Genomic DNA, 15,189 nt, shown 5'->3' with positions numbered 1-15,189 from the left:
GTTCGGGGCCCCGCCCGGCGAAAAAAGGGACCCCACTCGGCTCAGCGATAGCTACCGCCGAGTGGGGTGAGAATAGCGAATGCCGGGTGGGTTTTCTTATGATCGTTATTTCGAGGAGGACAAAGCCGCCTCAAACGCATCCAATATTTCAAGAAAGTGTGATGCTTCTCTGAAAACATGATCAGCAAGCAGCGGCGGGATAATGCTTTTGATTCTGCATGCCTCAATCAGATCATGAGCTGTCTTCTTGAAGTCACGCAATTGACGAACGGAAACACGATTTTGATCGACAAATTGATGAAGGAGAGGGGGAGTTTGGGATTGCGGTCGCATTGAATCAAGGTCAATCGCTTGAAAAAGGAGTTGATCAAAGTCATGGCTAAACTCACGAGCCTGTTCTACAAGTTTTCTTTCTGAAGGATCCAGTAAGTGGTTAATAAATTTGGCGTGGTCTGCCATGATTTTAAGAAAGAATACATTTTCATTGATGATGGCATCTGGTAAGGGATCAAGGTTTCCCGTATTCAATTGCTCTAATCGCTTCATGAAATAGGCAGCTTCCCTGCTGACATGATCGACCAGCAAGGGAAAATTGTTTCCGCCAATCTTGCAACGAATAATGAATCCAAGTACTTTTCGCTTAAAATTCCAAATGTGACGAACCGCATTGTGGACAATACTGTTAAAGTCAAAGATTTTTTGAGGGTCTGTATCTGGTGAAAATGAAAGTGCCTGATTTTCTATTTCTTCAAAAATGGTGTAAAACCGATTGGCTTCATCAATTAGTTTTGTATCGTCACAATGAAACCCTAATCGAAGGAAAAGAGAATGTTCTTTCATAATTCTGGACCAAAATTGGACTTCTTCTAATGACCTGACAACAAATGCATCTGACATACGGCGCCTCCCCTATGCGTTTTTGTGCGAGCACAATGTATTTCTATGTAGATGCCCACTTAATGGAATCGGCTTCAGCCTAAATCTGCATAGGGGATATAAGCCCAATTCTCAAAGGCAAGTCCGAGGTTCTGGAAAATAAAACACCCTTGCGCAAGGCAAGGGTGAGCTTGTCGGGAAGATCAATGGTACGGAAACTGGCTGGAGTAACCGCTGTACTGCTGATACGCCTGCTGCAGCTTTTGCTGTTCTTCCGCCTCCAGTTTGTACCACCCTTTTTGAAACATCAGATTATACATTTGTCGGGCGCTCTGGTGGGTTTCTGTCAGGATCTGCAGCATGTCGGTGTAAAGCTGCTCGTGGCTCGCTTCCCGGACGGCGACATTCAAGCTGTCGGTCAGGTACTTGCACGTAGCCAGACCGTCATTGAGAAAGTCCCGGTCGTTCATCTCCGGTCCTTTTACTTGTGAAAGCTGGCCGGTTTGCGGATTGGCAATCTGGTTTTGATTTGGCATTACCTTCGCCCTCCCTTCACTGCGCTTGCTGCGGCTGCTGTGGAATCTTGGCCATCGCAGCGTTGTTGTCCACCTGCAGATGGGTAAGCAGGGTTTGATAGTGACGCTGATGCATCTGGCCCGCTTGTTCCAGCGCCTGCTTTACCTGCGGATCGGTCGCCTGCTGGGCAAAGAAGTGAAACTTCTTGAATGACAGCAGCTCCCAGGAGAGCGCATCCTTCAGGTAGCTGCAGTCTTTCGTGGTGATAACACGCGGTGGAACCGGAATAGGCACTTGCATCTGCTGAGCACCAGGGGTCATGGTGGCTGGCATCGGGTTGCTCCTTTCTACAGTGGGTTCATCTAATAGAATGGACAACCCGTTGCCGATTATGCCTGTCAGGGTGACTGCAACTTTAGGGAAACGACCTGCACATCGATGCTGGCCGGAGCGATATTGAGACAGTAGCTGGTCTCGTTGTAAAGAGCCTGCTGGATGCTGCGGACGAGCGGCAAAATGGCAGTGCCGAATGGGAGCTGCAGGGACAGGGATACGTGTAAGCGAGGCAGGTCGTGAAAGGTGTACGCCGTTTTGTGAATCTGTGTCACGGCCTCGTAGCGTGCGCATGTTGCCTGCACGATTTTTCGCAGGACCTGCGGGTGAATCTGAATCCGCCCTCCGGAGAACGGGGGATGGACCACCGTTGTTTCCCCGATCACTTCCTTTTTGGAGGAAAAAATTTGCTGGGCGGAGGAGATGATTTTTTGGAAAAAGTCTTTTTCCACCTCCACCCGCGGAATGGGAATGACGTGTTTGCCCTGCGTTTCCCGGATGTATTTGGCCGCCTCGATTTCCTGCAGCGGTTTGATTGTTTCGATGGGGATGTACTCTGGATTGGTCGGGAGGTGAAGAGCCGCAACGATCCGCTGAATCATCCGCTTGGACGTCCCGAGGATCAGCAGCCGTTCCACGTTTAGCTGTTGGAGAGCCTGGCGCACTTCCTCGGCGTGGTCGCGGTAGTAAAAAATAGCCCGCTTCACGGCTTGGATTTTGGTCTTTTCGTACTTGGCTGAGGTGCCGGCCCATTTGCGTCCTTGATACACCAAAATGCCGTCGTCGATAATCGCGTCAATTCCAAGACGGTGAGCCAGTTCCAGGGCGCTAGTGCTTTTTCCTGTGCCGCTGGTTCCGTAGAGTGCATAAATGTGCATGTTGCAGGCCTCCCGTCTTGTCTCTTTTCCTTAGTATACCATCAGAAAAAGGGGAGCAAAAAGGAATCAGCGGAACTGCGCTCCCAGTTCCTTGGCACGTTCCGCTGCGCGCAGCACGGCAGAAGTAATTGCCTGTTGAAAGCGGAAGGATTCCAGCACTTCCAGTCCGGCCTGAGTGGTTCCGCCCGGACTGGTTACCTTTTGGCGGAGCAGGGATGGCTCCTCGCTGGAGTGAATCAGCATCTGAGCCGCTCCCAACAAGGTTTGCACGGTGAGCTGACGCGCCATTTCACGGGAAAGTCCCGCTGTCGCCCCTGCGCCTTCCATCGCTTCGACCAGATAGTAAATGTAGGCAGGGCCGCTGCCGGAGAGACCGGTCACGATATCCAGCTCTGCTTCGGCGACGGTGTAAACGGAGCCGATCGACTCAAACAGGAGTGTAGCCAGTTGAAGGTGGTCGTCCGCAGCAAACCTATTGGCGGCGATCCCTGTGGCGGACAGTCCGACGGCCGAGGAAGTGTTCGGCATGGTGCGAATGATGGGACAGTCTGCATCCAGCCATTCGGCGATCAAATCGGTGGACACACCGGCGATCACAGAGATAACGAGCTGCTCTGGCCGAAGCAGACCGCGGACGCTGCGGCAGGCATCAGCGGCATCCTTCGGCTTCATGGCCAAAATCAGAATGTCGGCGTCACGGATGACATCCGCTTTTTCCGGGCAGGTCGTCACCCCAAAGGTTTCCGTCAGCAGCTGAAGGCGTTCGCGGTTGCTTCGATTGGTGATGAGGATGTTTTCGGCCGGCAGAAGCTGCTTTTTCAAAATGCCGCTAAGCATCGCTTCCACGATGGAACCTGCCCCGAGAAAGCCGAGGCGTTGGGACTTAAGAACATCGTACGGTGTCTTTTCTTTCATGATGCATTGCCTCCTTTTTATCGGATTTGACCGGTTCCGTGAACCATGTATTTGAACGAAGTGAGGGCTTCCAGACCCATCGGCCCTCTCGCATGAAGTTTTTGCGTGCTGATGCCGATCTCGGCGCCGAACCCGAACTCTCCGCCGTCGGTAAAGCGCGTGGACGCGTTGTGGTAGACCGCCGCAGCGTCGACGTTCGCGAGAAAACGTCCGGCTCTCTCTCTGTCTTCCGTGACGATCGCTTCGGAATGGCCCGAGCCGTGAATGGCGATGTGATCAAGTGCTTCCGTCATTCCCTTCAGCGTTCGGACGGCCAGCACCAGATCCAGGTATTCCGTATCCCAGTCGGTTTCCGCGGCAGGGAAGAGGCGATCGGCCAATTCCGGGTGCAGTCGCCGTGTTTGTTCACATGCCCTCAGCTCTACCCCTGACGAAGCAAGACGAGCAAGCAGGGCGCTTCTGTACTCATGCGGCCAGTCCTCGTGCAGCAGGATGGTTTCCGCCGCATTGCAGACGGCCGGCCTGCTGGTTTTCGCGTTGACCACGATCGATTCCGCCATGGTGTAGTCGGCACTTTTGTCAATAAAGATGTGGCAGTTGCCGACACCGGTTTCCAGGACGGGAACACTTGCTGTACGGACGACCCGGTTAATCAGCTCGGCGCCACCGCGCGGGATGATCACGTCCACATATCCGTTGCACGTGCAAAGCGCATCGACCGATTCGTGCTCTGCAAACGGCAGGTACTGCACTGCATCGGCCGGCAGCTGCAAGTCCTCAAGCGCCCGGCGAATGCTTTCTGTCAAGGCAAGGTTGCTGTGAAGTGCCGTGCGGCTGCCGCGAAGGACTATGGCGTTTCCTGTCTTAAGCGCGATCGCAGCGGAATCGACCGTTACGTTGGGGCGTGCTTCGTATACCATGCCGATGACCCCGAGGGGTACGCGAACCTGCTCGATTTGCAATCCGTTTGGCCGCGTCCAGCTGCTGACGACGGTTCCGACCGGATCTTCCAGCGCAGCCAGCTCTTCCAACCCGGCAACCAACCCGGCCAACCGCTCTTCATTCAGGCTGAGGCGGTCAAGGTAACTGTCAGGGTGGCCCGCTTGGCGGGCATTGCTTACATCCTGTTGGTTGGCGGTTAGAATTGCCGTTTGATCAGCCAAAATATGGCGTCCGATGGCGATCAGCGCCCGGTCTTTCTCTTTCCGGGGCAGCTGCGCCCAATGGCGGGATGCCTGTTTGGCCAGTTTTACCCGCTCCAGAACGCGCTCGCGAATGGTTTTTCCAGTATCGTTCATCTCTCTACCAACTCCCATCACTTGTTAAAGGGGACCCGCTCGGCTCAGCGCAAGCCATGGCCGAGCGGATTTTTTCTATCGCAGGCCGCGGTCCAATGATCGCGGTGGATGACGATGCCGTTGCGTCTGCTCTGACCGGCAGCACCGAGCAGGAACTGCAGCTCGGCGGCGTCCATATTGCAAATCCCCCGCCCAATCAAATGATTGTGGTGAAAGACCTCGACGACGTCCCCTTTTGAAAACGAACCAGACACCTCTGTTACTCCCGCCAACAGCAGGCTTCGCTGATGCTCCAACACGGCCTCGGCTGCTCCGCTGTCGACCATGATATGGCCGCGTGTAGGGGAGTGAAGGGCAATCCACTGCTTTCGCTTGGGCAGTCCCGGCCGTACAGCCCGTTCCCCGGTGAATCCGACATAGGTTCCGTTGCCTGCGCCGTCGACGATGGACAAGAGATCCCGCTCGTCCGCGATGCTGCCGATGAAACTGGGAATGCCCAGATCCAGCGCTGTACCGGCCGCAACCAGTTTGGAACGCATGCCGCCTGTACCCAGCCGCGATGCCCCCCCCGCCAGGGATTCAATCTCTTCCGTAACCGAATGCAGGTAGGGGATGCGGCGCGCGTCCGGATGCTTGCGCGGATCCTTGTCGTACAGCCCGTTGGTGTCGGTCAGGATGACATACAAGTCGGCGTGTATCAAGCCGGCGACCAGGGCGCCCAGCATGTCGTTGTCGCCAAACGTAAGCTCGGCCACAGAGACGGTGTCATTTTCGTTGATGACGGGTACGATTTTCTTGCCAAGCAGCAGGGTAAGAGTTTGAAAGGCGTGGTGGTATCGTTCGCGATCGGAAAAATCACCCCGTGTGAGCAGTACCTGGGCAATCGTGCAGGAATAGCGGGCAAACAGTTCGGAGTAGGTCTGCATCAGCAGGCTTTGCCCGATCGCGGCCGCTGCCTGTTTGGCGACAAGCGTACGAGGCCGCTGTTGATACCCCAACATTTTGTAGCCGCTGGCCACGGCGCCGGATGAGACGAGTGCCACTTCATGTCCGGCAGTCCTGAGCAGATGGATCGCTGCGACCAGTCGGGACATTTTTTCCAGATCGCAGCCGCCCTGCGGCGAGGCGAGCGAGCTGCTGCCAACCTTGACAACCAGGCGCATTTTTCCCTTCTTCATGGTTCATCTCCCCTGAAAATAAATAAACCCTTTCGTCCAGATATAAGGACGAAAGGGTCATCATTGATTACCTCCGCGGTACCACCTTACTTGACGGTACAAGGCAGTTTAAAAGGTCCGGGAAACATAGCTCTGTTTTTCCTCCCTTTTAAACGTTTGCGTACCGCCCAGCTCTCTTTCTTTGATAACAGGTGAAAGAAACCTGTTCAGGTCATCCCTGACAGCTCCGGGGTGGGTTCAAACCGATTCAAGGGCGAAACCTCTCAGCCGCTGAGTTTCGCTCTCTGGACCTGAACGACGGTTTTACTGGTCCCCTTCATTGCCAATCACGATTCCGTTTTTATTTTAAGTAATTATGCTTTGGGGCGTATAAAAATGTCAAGCGGTTATTGAAACATTTCGCTGACAGGGTCCTTCTGGTTGGAAGGGGGTTGTCTGATGCCAAAATTATGTCTATCATGAAGGAAGTAAACGATTGAGGTGGATACCTATGTTTGGTTTTGGAAAAAAGGCAAAAAAGCTTGATGCAACCGATATTCTCATCATCAAAACGGAAGAGGCGAAAAACCGTTCCTTTTATCAGGTGGCGTTTCCCAGCCTGTTCGCCAACGACGTGATCAGCATGCTGCAAAAACTGGAGAAGTCTCCGTTCAACAAACCGGAATATCTGGGAGAGATCGGCGGTTTCCGCATTCTTACGCACATGGAGGGGCTCACCGGCTTTGACGTGCTGGACGAAGCGGACATGGAAGCACATCCGGCGCAGATTCAGGACTTCGCGAATATTTTGCTTCGTCGTCTGGAAGCCTTGGAGGAAAGCGGCAAATTCGAAGACTCCGAAGATCTCGCGTTTATCATGGGCGAACTGACCATGCTTCGTGACGGAAGCTTTGTACCGCAAACCTAGGCGGGCGGAACAGGTTTACGAAAGCAATGAAAGTTTTCAGGGGAGAGGATGGCTTGGTTTCTGTTGGACCAGCGTCCGCTCCTTTTTCTTTTCCGCAACTTTTTTCCGTGGCGGTCCGTATTATCAATATGATGGAAAAACAGGAGGTACACCATGATCGTACTGACTCAAGTGACAAAGAGCTACAATGGGTCAATCAAGGCGGTAGACAATGTAAACCTGACAGTCGAGCGCGGAGAAATATTTGGTTTTCTCGGGCCCAACGGAGCCGGAAAAACGACCACGATCAAAATGATTACCGGAATTACCAAGGCGGATCACGGAACGATCACCATCAACGGAAAAGACATTGCCAAGGAACCGCTCGAAGCGAAAAGGCAGTTCGGATACGTTCCCGACAGTCCGGATTTGTTTCTGCGGCTGAAAGGATTGGAGTATGTGAACTTTATGGCGGATATGTACGATGTGCCCGGGAATGTACGAAAAGAGCGCATCCAGAAGCTCGCAGCCAGATTTGACATGACCGACGTGCTCGCTGATCCGATTCTCTCCTATTCCCACGGGATGAGACAAAAGATCATCATCATGGGGGTGCTTGTGCACCAGCCGGAAGTCTGGATTCTGGACGAACCGCTGACCGGTCTTGATCCGAAATCGGCCTTTACCCTGAAGGAAATGATGCGGGAACACGCTGACAGCGGCAGAACCGTCTTCTTTTCCACACACGTGCTGGAGGTGGCCGAAAAGCTGTGCGACCGCGTGGCGATTATCAACAAGGGAGTAGTCTTGTTCTGCGGCACATTTGCAGAAATGCAGGAGCACTTCCAATCGACCGAATCGCTCGAACGCATCTTCCTGGAGCTGACGAACCATGGGTAAGATGTGGACGCTAACGAGAGTGCTGCTCAAAAACGGGGGAAGCCTGTGGGAGACTTCAGCCGGGAAAAAAAGAGGGATTTTGAAAAAGGTCCTGCTGACAATCGCTCTGCTCATGGCGATTTTGCCGCTGATGTCCTTTCTTGGCATGATCGTATCGGCCATGTATGACGGGCTTGCGCCGATCAACCAGGAAGGAGCCGTCCTCGGCCTTGGCCTGACAATGGTCAGCCTGATCCTGTTCCTGTTCGGCATCTTCTATGCCATCAACGTATTCTATTATTCGCAGGATGTGGAGAACCTGCTGCCGCTGCCGCTTAAGCCGTGGCAAATCGTTTCGGCCAAATTTTTGGTCGTGCTGCTCTACGAGTATCTGACGCAAGCGGTAATGCTGTTCCCCGTGCTGATCACGTTCGGCCTTAAGAGCGGGGCGGGTCTGTTGTATTACGTCTACTCCGCGGTACTGTTTCTGGCGCTTCCGTTCATTCCGCTCGTGCTTGCTGCCCTGGTCGCCATGCTGTTCATGAGGGTGACCAATGTGGGGAAGAACAAGGATCGTTCCCGCCTGGTTGGCGGTATCGCTCTCATTCTGCTTACCCTCGGCATCAATTTCGGGTTTCAGCGGTTCGGAAAGGAAGGGATGAAGCCCGAGGAACTGCAGCAATTGCTGCTTGCCGGTGACAACTCGATCCTGCATCTCGTAACCCAGTTGTTTCCCACCAGCAATATCGGCGCCCTCACACTGATCCATCATGCCGGGGTGGCAGGGCTTGGGTATTTGTTGACGTTTTTGCTTCTGTCGGCGGTATGTTTTGTTTTGTTCGCAATACTGGCTGAGCGGCTGTATTTCAAAGGGGTAATGGGTATTTCCGAATCGACGGGGAAGCGGAAGCGCGTCAGCGGGGAGCAATGGCACAAGTTGACCGTCCGGCACTCGGTGCTTGCTTCGTATACGGCAAAAGAAATGAGGCTGTTGCTTCGTACACCCGCCTACTTCCTGAACTGCGTCTTTCCCAACTTTCTGTGGCCGGGTTTCATGCTCCTGGCCTTGGCCAGCCGTCCGGACAGCTTTTCCGTATTGGCCGAAATGGGTACATGGCTGCAGGATAAAGCGGCAGCAGGAAGCGGATTGGCCATCGCCTCTGCCTTCTACATGTTTACGGCGGCGGCGAACAGTATGTCTGCCACGTCCATTTCACGGGAGGGGCGGGGCTTCTTCGTCAACAAGTATCTGCCGGTACCGATTGAGAAGATCCTGGTGGCAAAAGTGCTTCCGGGGACGATCTTCAGCGTTGTCGCCATGATCGTGTTGGCTGCGTCTGCCGCTCTGTTTATGAAATTGCCCCCGCTTTTCATCACGCTGTCCGTACTGCTCGGATTGCCGGGGATCTTGTTCATCAATCTGCTTGGAATCATGATCGACCTGCACATGCCGAAGCTCAACTGGGATACGGAACAAAAAGCAGTGAAGCAAAATCTCAATGGACTGGTTGCCATAGGGATCGGGTTGGTGGTATCGGGCTTTTCCGTATGGATCGTCATGCAGTCAGGCGCCACGCTGTATCCCGTCTTTTTCGGGCTGTTTGGCTTGTTTGCCGTTGTCGATCTCTTCGTCTATCGAATCCTCGTGAAAAAGGGGCCGGAGTGGTTTGAGAAAATCGAAGCCTGAGCATTGCAACCGCTTCCGGTTTCGATTACAATAAAAATGAACGATCATTCATTTTTGTGCTGAACGCTTGTCTAGCCAACATCTCACCAGGATCTTTTTCAAAAGGTTCGTGGGATGATTTTTTTCAGCCCAGATATGAATGAGCATTCATTCAAGAGAGAAATAGACATATTGTACAAAGGAATACGTATGAAAAAGTAGAAGTGTTTGAAGAATCAGTCGTTTAAGGAGGGTACTTGATGGAACGCAAAATTCGCAAAGCGGCTGTCCTCGGTTCCGGCGTGATGGGAGCGGGGATTGCAGCACATCTGGCAAACGTGGGCATCCCCACCTATCTGCTCGACATCGTGCCGCGTGAATTGACGGAGGAAGAGAGCAAAAAAGGGCTGACGCTGGAACACCCGGCTGTCCGCAATCGCATCGCGCAGGCGGGCAAGGATCGTCTCCTGAAAGAGAAACCGGCGCCGCTGTACGACAAGGCAAACATCGACCTGATCACTGTCGGCAACATGGAAGACCATATGTCCTGGCTGGGCGATGTTGACTGGATCATCGAGGTCGTCGTGGAAAACCTCGGGGTGAAGAAAAAAGTGTTCGAAGCGGTGGAAGCCCATCGCAAGCCCGGAACCATCGTTTCTTCCAATACGTCTGGCGTATCCATCAACGAGATGAGCGAAGGGCGTTCCGAGGAGTTCCGCAAGCATTTCCTCGGCACCCACTTTTTCAATCCTCCGCGTTATCTGAAACTTCTTGAGATTATTCCGGGCCGCGATACGGATCCGGCGATTGTGGAATACATGATGAACTTCGGGGAGTTCGTGCTCGGCAAAGGCACCGTGCTCTGCAAGGACACGCCGAATTTCATCGCCAACCGGATCGGTACCTACGGTCTGCAGGTATCGATTCAGGAAATGGTTCGCCTCGGATTGGGTGTCGATGAAGTGGATGCGTTGACCGGTCCAGTTATCGGCCGTCCAAAAAGCGCAACGTTCCGCACGCTGGATGTGGTTGGCCTCGATACCTACGTGCACGTAGCTGACAACGTAAAAAACAAAAGCACGGACGAAGCGGAAAAGGCGGTCTTTGAAATACCGGACTTTGTCTTGAAAATGGTGGAAAAGCGCTGGATCGGACAGAAGGCGGGCCAAGGCTTCTTCAAACAGGAGAAGACCGCAGCGGGCAAGGAAATTCTCGCCCTCGACTACAACACGCTGGAGTACCGTCCGCGCAACAAGGCAAAATTTGCTTCCCTGGAGGCGGCGAAGACGGCCAAAACGCTGCCGGATAAGCTGAAAGCACTGGTGTACGGCAAGGACAAGGGAAGCGAGTTCCTCTGGAGCGTCTTCAAAAAAGTGCTGCTGTACTCCGCTGAAAAAGCATACGAGATTGCCGACGATATCGTTGCGGTCGATAACGCGATGAAGTGGGGCTTCGGCTGGGAAATGGGTCCGTTTGAAACATGGGATGCCATCGGCGTAGAGAAGTCCGTGGCCCGCATGAAAGAAGAGGGAGAGACGATCCCGGCGCTGGTGGAAGAACTGCTGGCAAGCGGCAAAACCTCCTTCTATCAAAAGAGCGAGGGGCGTGTCGCAGCATTTGCGATCGGCGGCGCGTACAAAGGCATCGAGGAGAAAAAGGAAAAGATCAACCTGGCTGCACTCAAGGAGCAGGGCAAGCTGATCAAGAAAAACTCCGGCGCTTCGCTGATCGATCTGGGCGATGGAGTGGCTTGCCTGGAGTTTACCTCCCCGCACAATGCGCTCGGCATGGATGTCCTGCAAATGGCCAGCTTTGCAGCAGAAGAAGTGCAGCGCAACTTCCTCGGTCTGGTTATCGGCAACCAGGGTAAAAACTTCTGTGTCGGCATGAACCTCGCGATGGCCCTGATGGAGGCACAGGATGAAAACTGGTTCGAGCTTGAGATGCTGGTGAAAAACTTCCACAAAGCGGGCAACGCGCTCCGCTACATGCACCGTCCGGTAGTAGCTGCTCCGTTCGGCATGACGCTTGGCGGCGGCGTGGAAGTATGCTATCTGGCTGACCGCGTACAGGCGTCGGCAGAGACCTATCTCGGTTTGGTTGAAGTAGGCGTCGGCTTGCTGCCTGGAGGGGGCGGCACCAAGGAGATGCTGTTCCGCGCGATGGAAAATGTACCGGAAGGCGGTTCCGTACCGGTTGATCCATTCCCGTTCGTGGCTCGGGCATTTGAGACGATCGCAACGGCGAAAGTGTCCACCAGCGGAAAAGAGGCGATCAACCTCGGCTACCTGCGTCCGACCGACCGCATCAGCATCAATCCTGACCACCTTCTGTACGACGCGAAGCAACTCGTGCTGACCATGGACAAAGAAGGGTACACTCCGCCGAAGCCGCGCAAGATTCGCGTCATCGGTGAAACCGGGTACGCCAATCTGCGGCAAAACGTTTACGCCATGAAGAAAAGCGGCTACATTTCCGAGCATGACGAGCTGATCGCCAGCAAGATCGCCTACGTCATGTCCGGCGGCAGTGTTCCGGCCGGTACGGAGGTTACGGAGCAGTACATTCTCGAGCTGGAGCGTCAAGCGTTCCTCGAACTGATCAAGACGCCAAAGACGCAGCAGCGCATGCAGCACATGCTGACCAAAAACAAGCCTTTGCGCAACTAGTAGGGGGAGGGAATCCAATGAGAGAAGCAGTTATCGTCGCAGGTGCCCGCACCGCTGTAGGGAAGTCGAAGCGCGGCAGTCTGAAGGACGTTCATCCCGTAGATATGGGAGCTATGGTCGTAAGCGATCTGCTGCGCCGCGTTCCTCAGCTGAATCCGGCCGATATTGAAGATATCATTATCGGCAACGCTGTTCCGGAGGCGGAGCAGGGCATGAACTTTGCCCGCCTGATCGGCCTTCGCGCCGGATTGCCTACCAATGTGTCCGGCATTACCGTCAACCGTTTTTGCTCGTCCGGTCTGCAGACCATCGCCTACGCTGCTCAGCAAATCATGGTGGGCGGCGCAGATGTAGTCGTTGCCGGCGGGGTGGAGAGCATGAGCCTGGTGCCGATGCTCGGGCACAAGGTCGCACTCAACCCGACGCTGGTGGAAACCATGCCGGAAGCGTACATGAGCATGGGACACACGGCTGAAGAGGTCGCGAAACGCTACAACGTCACCCGCCAGGATCAGGACGCGTTTGCCGTGCAAAGCCATCGCCGAGCGGCGGCAGCGATCGCGGCAGGCAAGTTCAAGGACGAAATTGTGCCAATCACGGTCAAGCAGCACCAAATCGACGAGAACGGCAAGGTGCACGTAAAGGAGTTCGTCTTCGACACAGACGAGGGTGTTCGTCCTGACACCAGCATGGAAGCGCTGGCGAAACTGAAGCCGGCATTTCACGTGCAAGGCTCGGTAACAGCGGGCAACTCCTCGCAAACCAGCGACGGCGCAGCGGCTGTTCTGGTGATGTCGGCAGAGAAAGCGGCCGAGATCGGGGCTCAGCCGATTGCGAAGTTCCTTTCCTTCACCGTCGGCGGCGTCGATCCGGACGTCATGGGGATCGGCCCGGTCGTCGCCATCCCGAAAGCGCTGAAAATGGCCGGTCTGACCGTCGACGATGTCGATCTGTTTGAGCTGAATGAAGCGTTTGCCTCCCAGTCTCTTGCGGTCATCCGCGAACTGGGCCTCGATCAGGAGAAGGTTAACGTCAACGGCGGTGCTATCGCTCTGGGTCACCCGCTCGGCTGCACCGGCGCCAAGCTGACCGTCTCCCTCCTCAACGAGCTGAAGCGCCGCGGCGGCAAGTACGGCGTCGTGACGATGTGTATCGGCGGAGGAATGGGGGCCGCCGGCGTATTTGAAATGCTGTAAATTAGGTGGTTTGAAAAGTCCGGGAACCATTTTTCATAAAAGGAGAGGGATACAAATGGCAGAAACCAAAGATTTGATCCGCGGCGGCAGCTTCCTGATTGATGCCGGTTCCGCTGACGACATGTTTACGCTGGAAGAACTCACAGACGAACAAAAGATGATGGCGGATACCACGGAAGACTTTATCCGCAACGAGGTGCGCCCGCACATGGAAGAGCTGGAGCACCAAAACTTCGACCTGTCTGTTAAGCTGCTGAAAAAAGCAGGGGAATTGGGCCTGCTGGCAGCAGATGTGCCGGAAAAGTACGAGGGCTTAAGTCTTGACAAGATCAGTGCCGCTCTTCTGGGAGAAAAGTTTGCCCTGGCTCGCGGATTTGCGATTACGTTTGGGGCGCACGTGGGGATCGGTTCCTTGCCGATCGTCTATTTCGGAAACGAGGATCAAAAGACCCGATACTTGCCCGATCTCGCTTCCGGCAAACGCATCGCGGCGTACTGCTTGACCGAGCCGGGTTCCGGTTCCGATGCGCTGGGTGCCAAGACAACGGCCAAACTGTCTGAAGACGGCAAGTACTACATCCTGAACGGCACCAAGCAATTCATTACCAATGCGGGATTTGCCGACGTCTTTATCGTCTACGCGAAAGTGGACGGCGAGCATTTTTCCACGTTTATCGTCGAGCGCGATTTCCCAGGCGTGTCCGTCGGTGCGGAAGAGAAGAAAATGGGGATCAAGTGCTCTTCTACACGTCCGCTCATCCTGGAAGATGCGCGCGTACCGGTGGAAAACCTGCTTGGCGAAGTGGGCAAAGGCCATGTCATTGCCTTTAACATCCTCAACGTGGGTCGCTATAAACTGGCGGTCGGAACGGTTGGTTCCGCGAAGCACGCGCTGCACCTGGCTACTGCCTATGCCAAAGAACGCAAGCAGTTCAAGACGCCGCTTGCGACCTTCAACATCATCAAAAACAAATTGGCCAACATGGCAGCGAAAATCTACGCAGCGGAAACCTCGGTGTACCGCACGGTCGGATTGTTCGATGCGGCACTCTCCGCGCTCGGAGAAAAAGCGGAGGACGGTCGCGAAGTGGCGAAGGCGATCGCCGAGTACGCGATTGAGTGCTCCATCAACAAGGTGCACGCTTCCGAAGTGCTGGACTACTGCGTGGATGAGGGCGTTCAAATCCACGGCGGGTACGGGTTCATCCAGGAATATGAAATCGAGGGCATGTACCGCGATTCCCGCATCAACCGCATCTTCGAAGGAACAAACGAAATCAACCGCCTGCTGATCCCGGATACCCTGGTGAAAAAGGCGATGAAGGGCGAACTGCCTTTGATGCAAGCCGCCATGGGCCTGCAGGAAGAGCTGATGAGCTACTACCCGGCTGAAATTGAGGACGAACCGCTTGCAGTCGAGAAACACCTGATCGAGATGACCCGCAAGATCATCCTGATGGTTGCCGGTTCTGCACTGATGAAGTACCAGCAAGGTCTTGTAAAAGAGCAGGAGCTGCTGGCGATCGCAGCCGACATGCTGATTGAGCTGTACGCGATGGACAGCGTCGTGAAGCGTACGGAGAAGGCCATCGCGAAGAACGGTCTGGAGAAGGAACAGCAAAAGCTGGATCTCACTGCCGTTTACGTGCACGAAGCGTTCGACAAGGTGGAGGCATGGGCGAAAGAGGCGCTTGCTGCGATGGAAGAGGGCGACGACCTGCGCCTGCGTCTCTCCATCCTGAAAAAGCTGACACGCCGCAACCCGATCAACACAATCCACATCAAGCGCGCCATCGCGGACCGCGTCATCGAAGCAGACGGTTACGTTCTGTAAGCAATTGGATAGGAAGAGGAGCTGGGGGAAACCCCCTCAGCTTCTTTTTGCTGTCCCTGAGCGTT

13 protein-coding genes are annotated in these 15,189 nt (G+C 54.5%); 6 read left to right on the top strand and 7 right to left on the bottom strand.

Features of this window, described 5'->3' with window-relative positions:
* Positions 1-105: 105 nt before the first annotated feature.
* From ACE99V_RS07700 to proB, 7 genes are all read right to left on the bottom strand, one after another.
* Complete coding sequence (locus ACE99V_RS07700; protein ID WP_400490483.1) at positions 106-897, bottom strand: DUF2935 domain-containing protein; 792 nt, start codon at positions 895-897, stop codon at positions 106-108.
* Between the two features lie 182 nt (positions 898-1,079).
* Positions 1,080-1,412 carry a spore coat protein gene (locus tag ACE99V_RS07695; protein ID WP_400490482.1) on the bottom strand — a complete coding sequence of 111 codons (333 nt, stop codon included), beginning with the start codon at positions 1,410-1,412 and terminating at the stop codon, positions 1,080-1,082.
* A 16-nt stretch (positions 1,413-1,428) separates the two neighbouring features.
* Entirely contained in the window at positions 1,429-1,725 is a 297-nt protein-coding gene (locus tag ACE99V_RS07690) for a ferritin-like domain-containing protein (protein ID WP_400490481.1), read from the bottom strand.
* A gap of 65 nt (positions 1,726-1,790) precedes the next feature.
* A complete protein-coding gene (locus ACE99V_RS07685; RefSeq protein ID WP_400490480.1) occupies positions 1,791-2,603 on the bottom strand; it encodes a hypothetical protein in 813 nt (270 codons plus the stop codon).
* Between the two features lie 66 nt (positions 2,604-2,669).
* Positions 2,670-3,518 carry a pyrroline-5-carboxylate reductase gene (gene proC, locus ACE99V_RS07680; protein WP_400490479.1) on the bottom strand — a complete coding sequence of 283 codons (849 nt, stop codon included), beginning with the start codon at positions 3,516-3,518 and terminating at the stop codon, positions 2,670-2,672.
* Between the two features lie 17 nt (positions 3,519-3,535).
* Positions 3,536-4,816 (bottom strand): glutamate-5-semialdehyde dehydrogenase, encoded by a 1,281-nt coding sequence (locus ACE99V_RS07675; RefSeq protein ID WP_400490478.1) that lies wholly within the window; start codon positions 4,814-4,816, stop codon positions 3,536-3,538.
* 44 nt (positions 4,817-4,860) lie between these two features.
* On the bottom strand, positions 4,861-5,994 hold the full coding sequence (proB, locus tag ACE99V_RS07670; protein WP_400490477.1) for a glutamate 5-kinase: 1,134 nt from the start codon (positions 5,992-5,994) through the stop codon (positions 4,861-4,863).
* Between the two features lie 490 nt (positions 5,995-6,484).
* Here proB and ACE99V_RS07665 point away from each other — a divergent pair, with 490 nt between their 5' ends.
* The 6 genes from ACE99V_RS07665 (at position 6,485) to ACE99V_RS07640 (ending at position 15,124) form a co-directional block, all read left to right on the top strand.
* Positions 6,485-6,901, top strand: a complete 417-nt coding sequence (locus ACE99V_RS07665; protein WP_400490476.1) for a hypothetical protein — start codon at positions 6,485-6,487, stop codon at positions 6,899-6,901.
* A 153-nt stretch (positions 6,902-7,054) separates the two neighbouring features.
* On the top strand, positions 7,055-7,780 hold the full coding sequence (locus tag ACE99V_RS07660) for an ABC transporter ATP-binding protein (RefSeq protein WP_400490475.1): 726 nt from the start codon (positions 7,055-7,057) through the stop codon (positions 7,778-7,780).
* Positions 7,773-9,446, top strand: a complete 1,674-nt coding sequence (locus ACE99V_RS07655; protein ID WP_400490474.1) for a putative ABC transporter permease subunit — start codon at positions 7,773-7,775, stop codon at positions 9,444-9,446. The genes ACE99V_RS07660 and ACE99V_RS07655 overlap by 8 nt, the downstream gene beginning before the upstream one ends.
* A gap of 239 nt (positions 9,447-9,685) precedes the next feature.
* The gene (locus tag ACE99V_RS07650) at positions 9,686-12,094 is read left to right on the top strand and encodes a 3-hydroxyacyl-CoA dehydrogenase/enoyl-CoA hydratase family protein (RefSeq protein ID WP_400490473.1); all 2,409 of its coding nucleotides are present in this window, start codon (positions 9,686-9,688) and stop codon (positions 12,092-12,094) included.
* A gap of 17 nt (positions 12,095-12,111) precedes the next feature.
* Positions 12,112-13,290, top strand: a complete 1,179-nt coding sequence (locus ACE99V_RS07645) for an acetyl-CoA C-acetyltransferase (protein ID WP_400490472.1) — start codon at positions 12,112-12,114, stop codon at positions 13,288-13,290.
* A 55-nt stretch (positions 13,291-13,345) separates the two neighbouring features.
* A complete protein-coding gene (locus ACE99V_RS07640) occupies positions 13,346-15,124 on the top strand; it encodes an acyl-CoA dehydrogenase FadE (RefSeq protein ID WP_400490471.1) in 1,779 nt (592 codons plus the stop codon).
* Positions 15,125-15,189 lie beyond the last annotated feature (65 nt).

The sequence above is a fragment of the Brevibacillus soli genome, from assembly GCF_044759095.2.
In the GTDB taxonomy this organism is placed as follows: domain Bacteria; phylum Bacillota; class Bacilli; order Brevibacillales; family Brevibacillaceae; genus JBIYSM02.
This window is presented reverse-complemented; position numbering and strand designations above follow the sequence as displayed.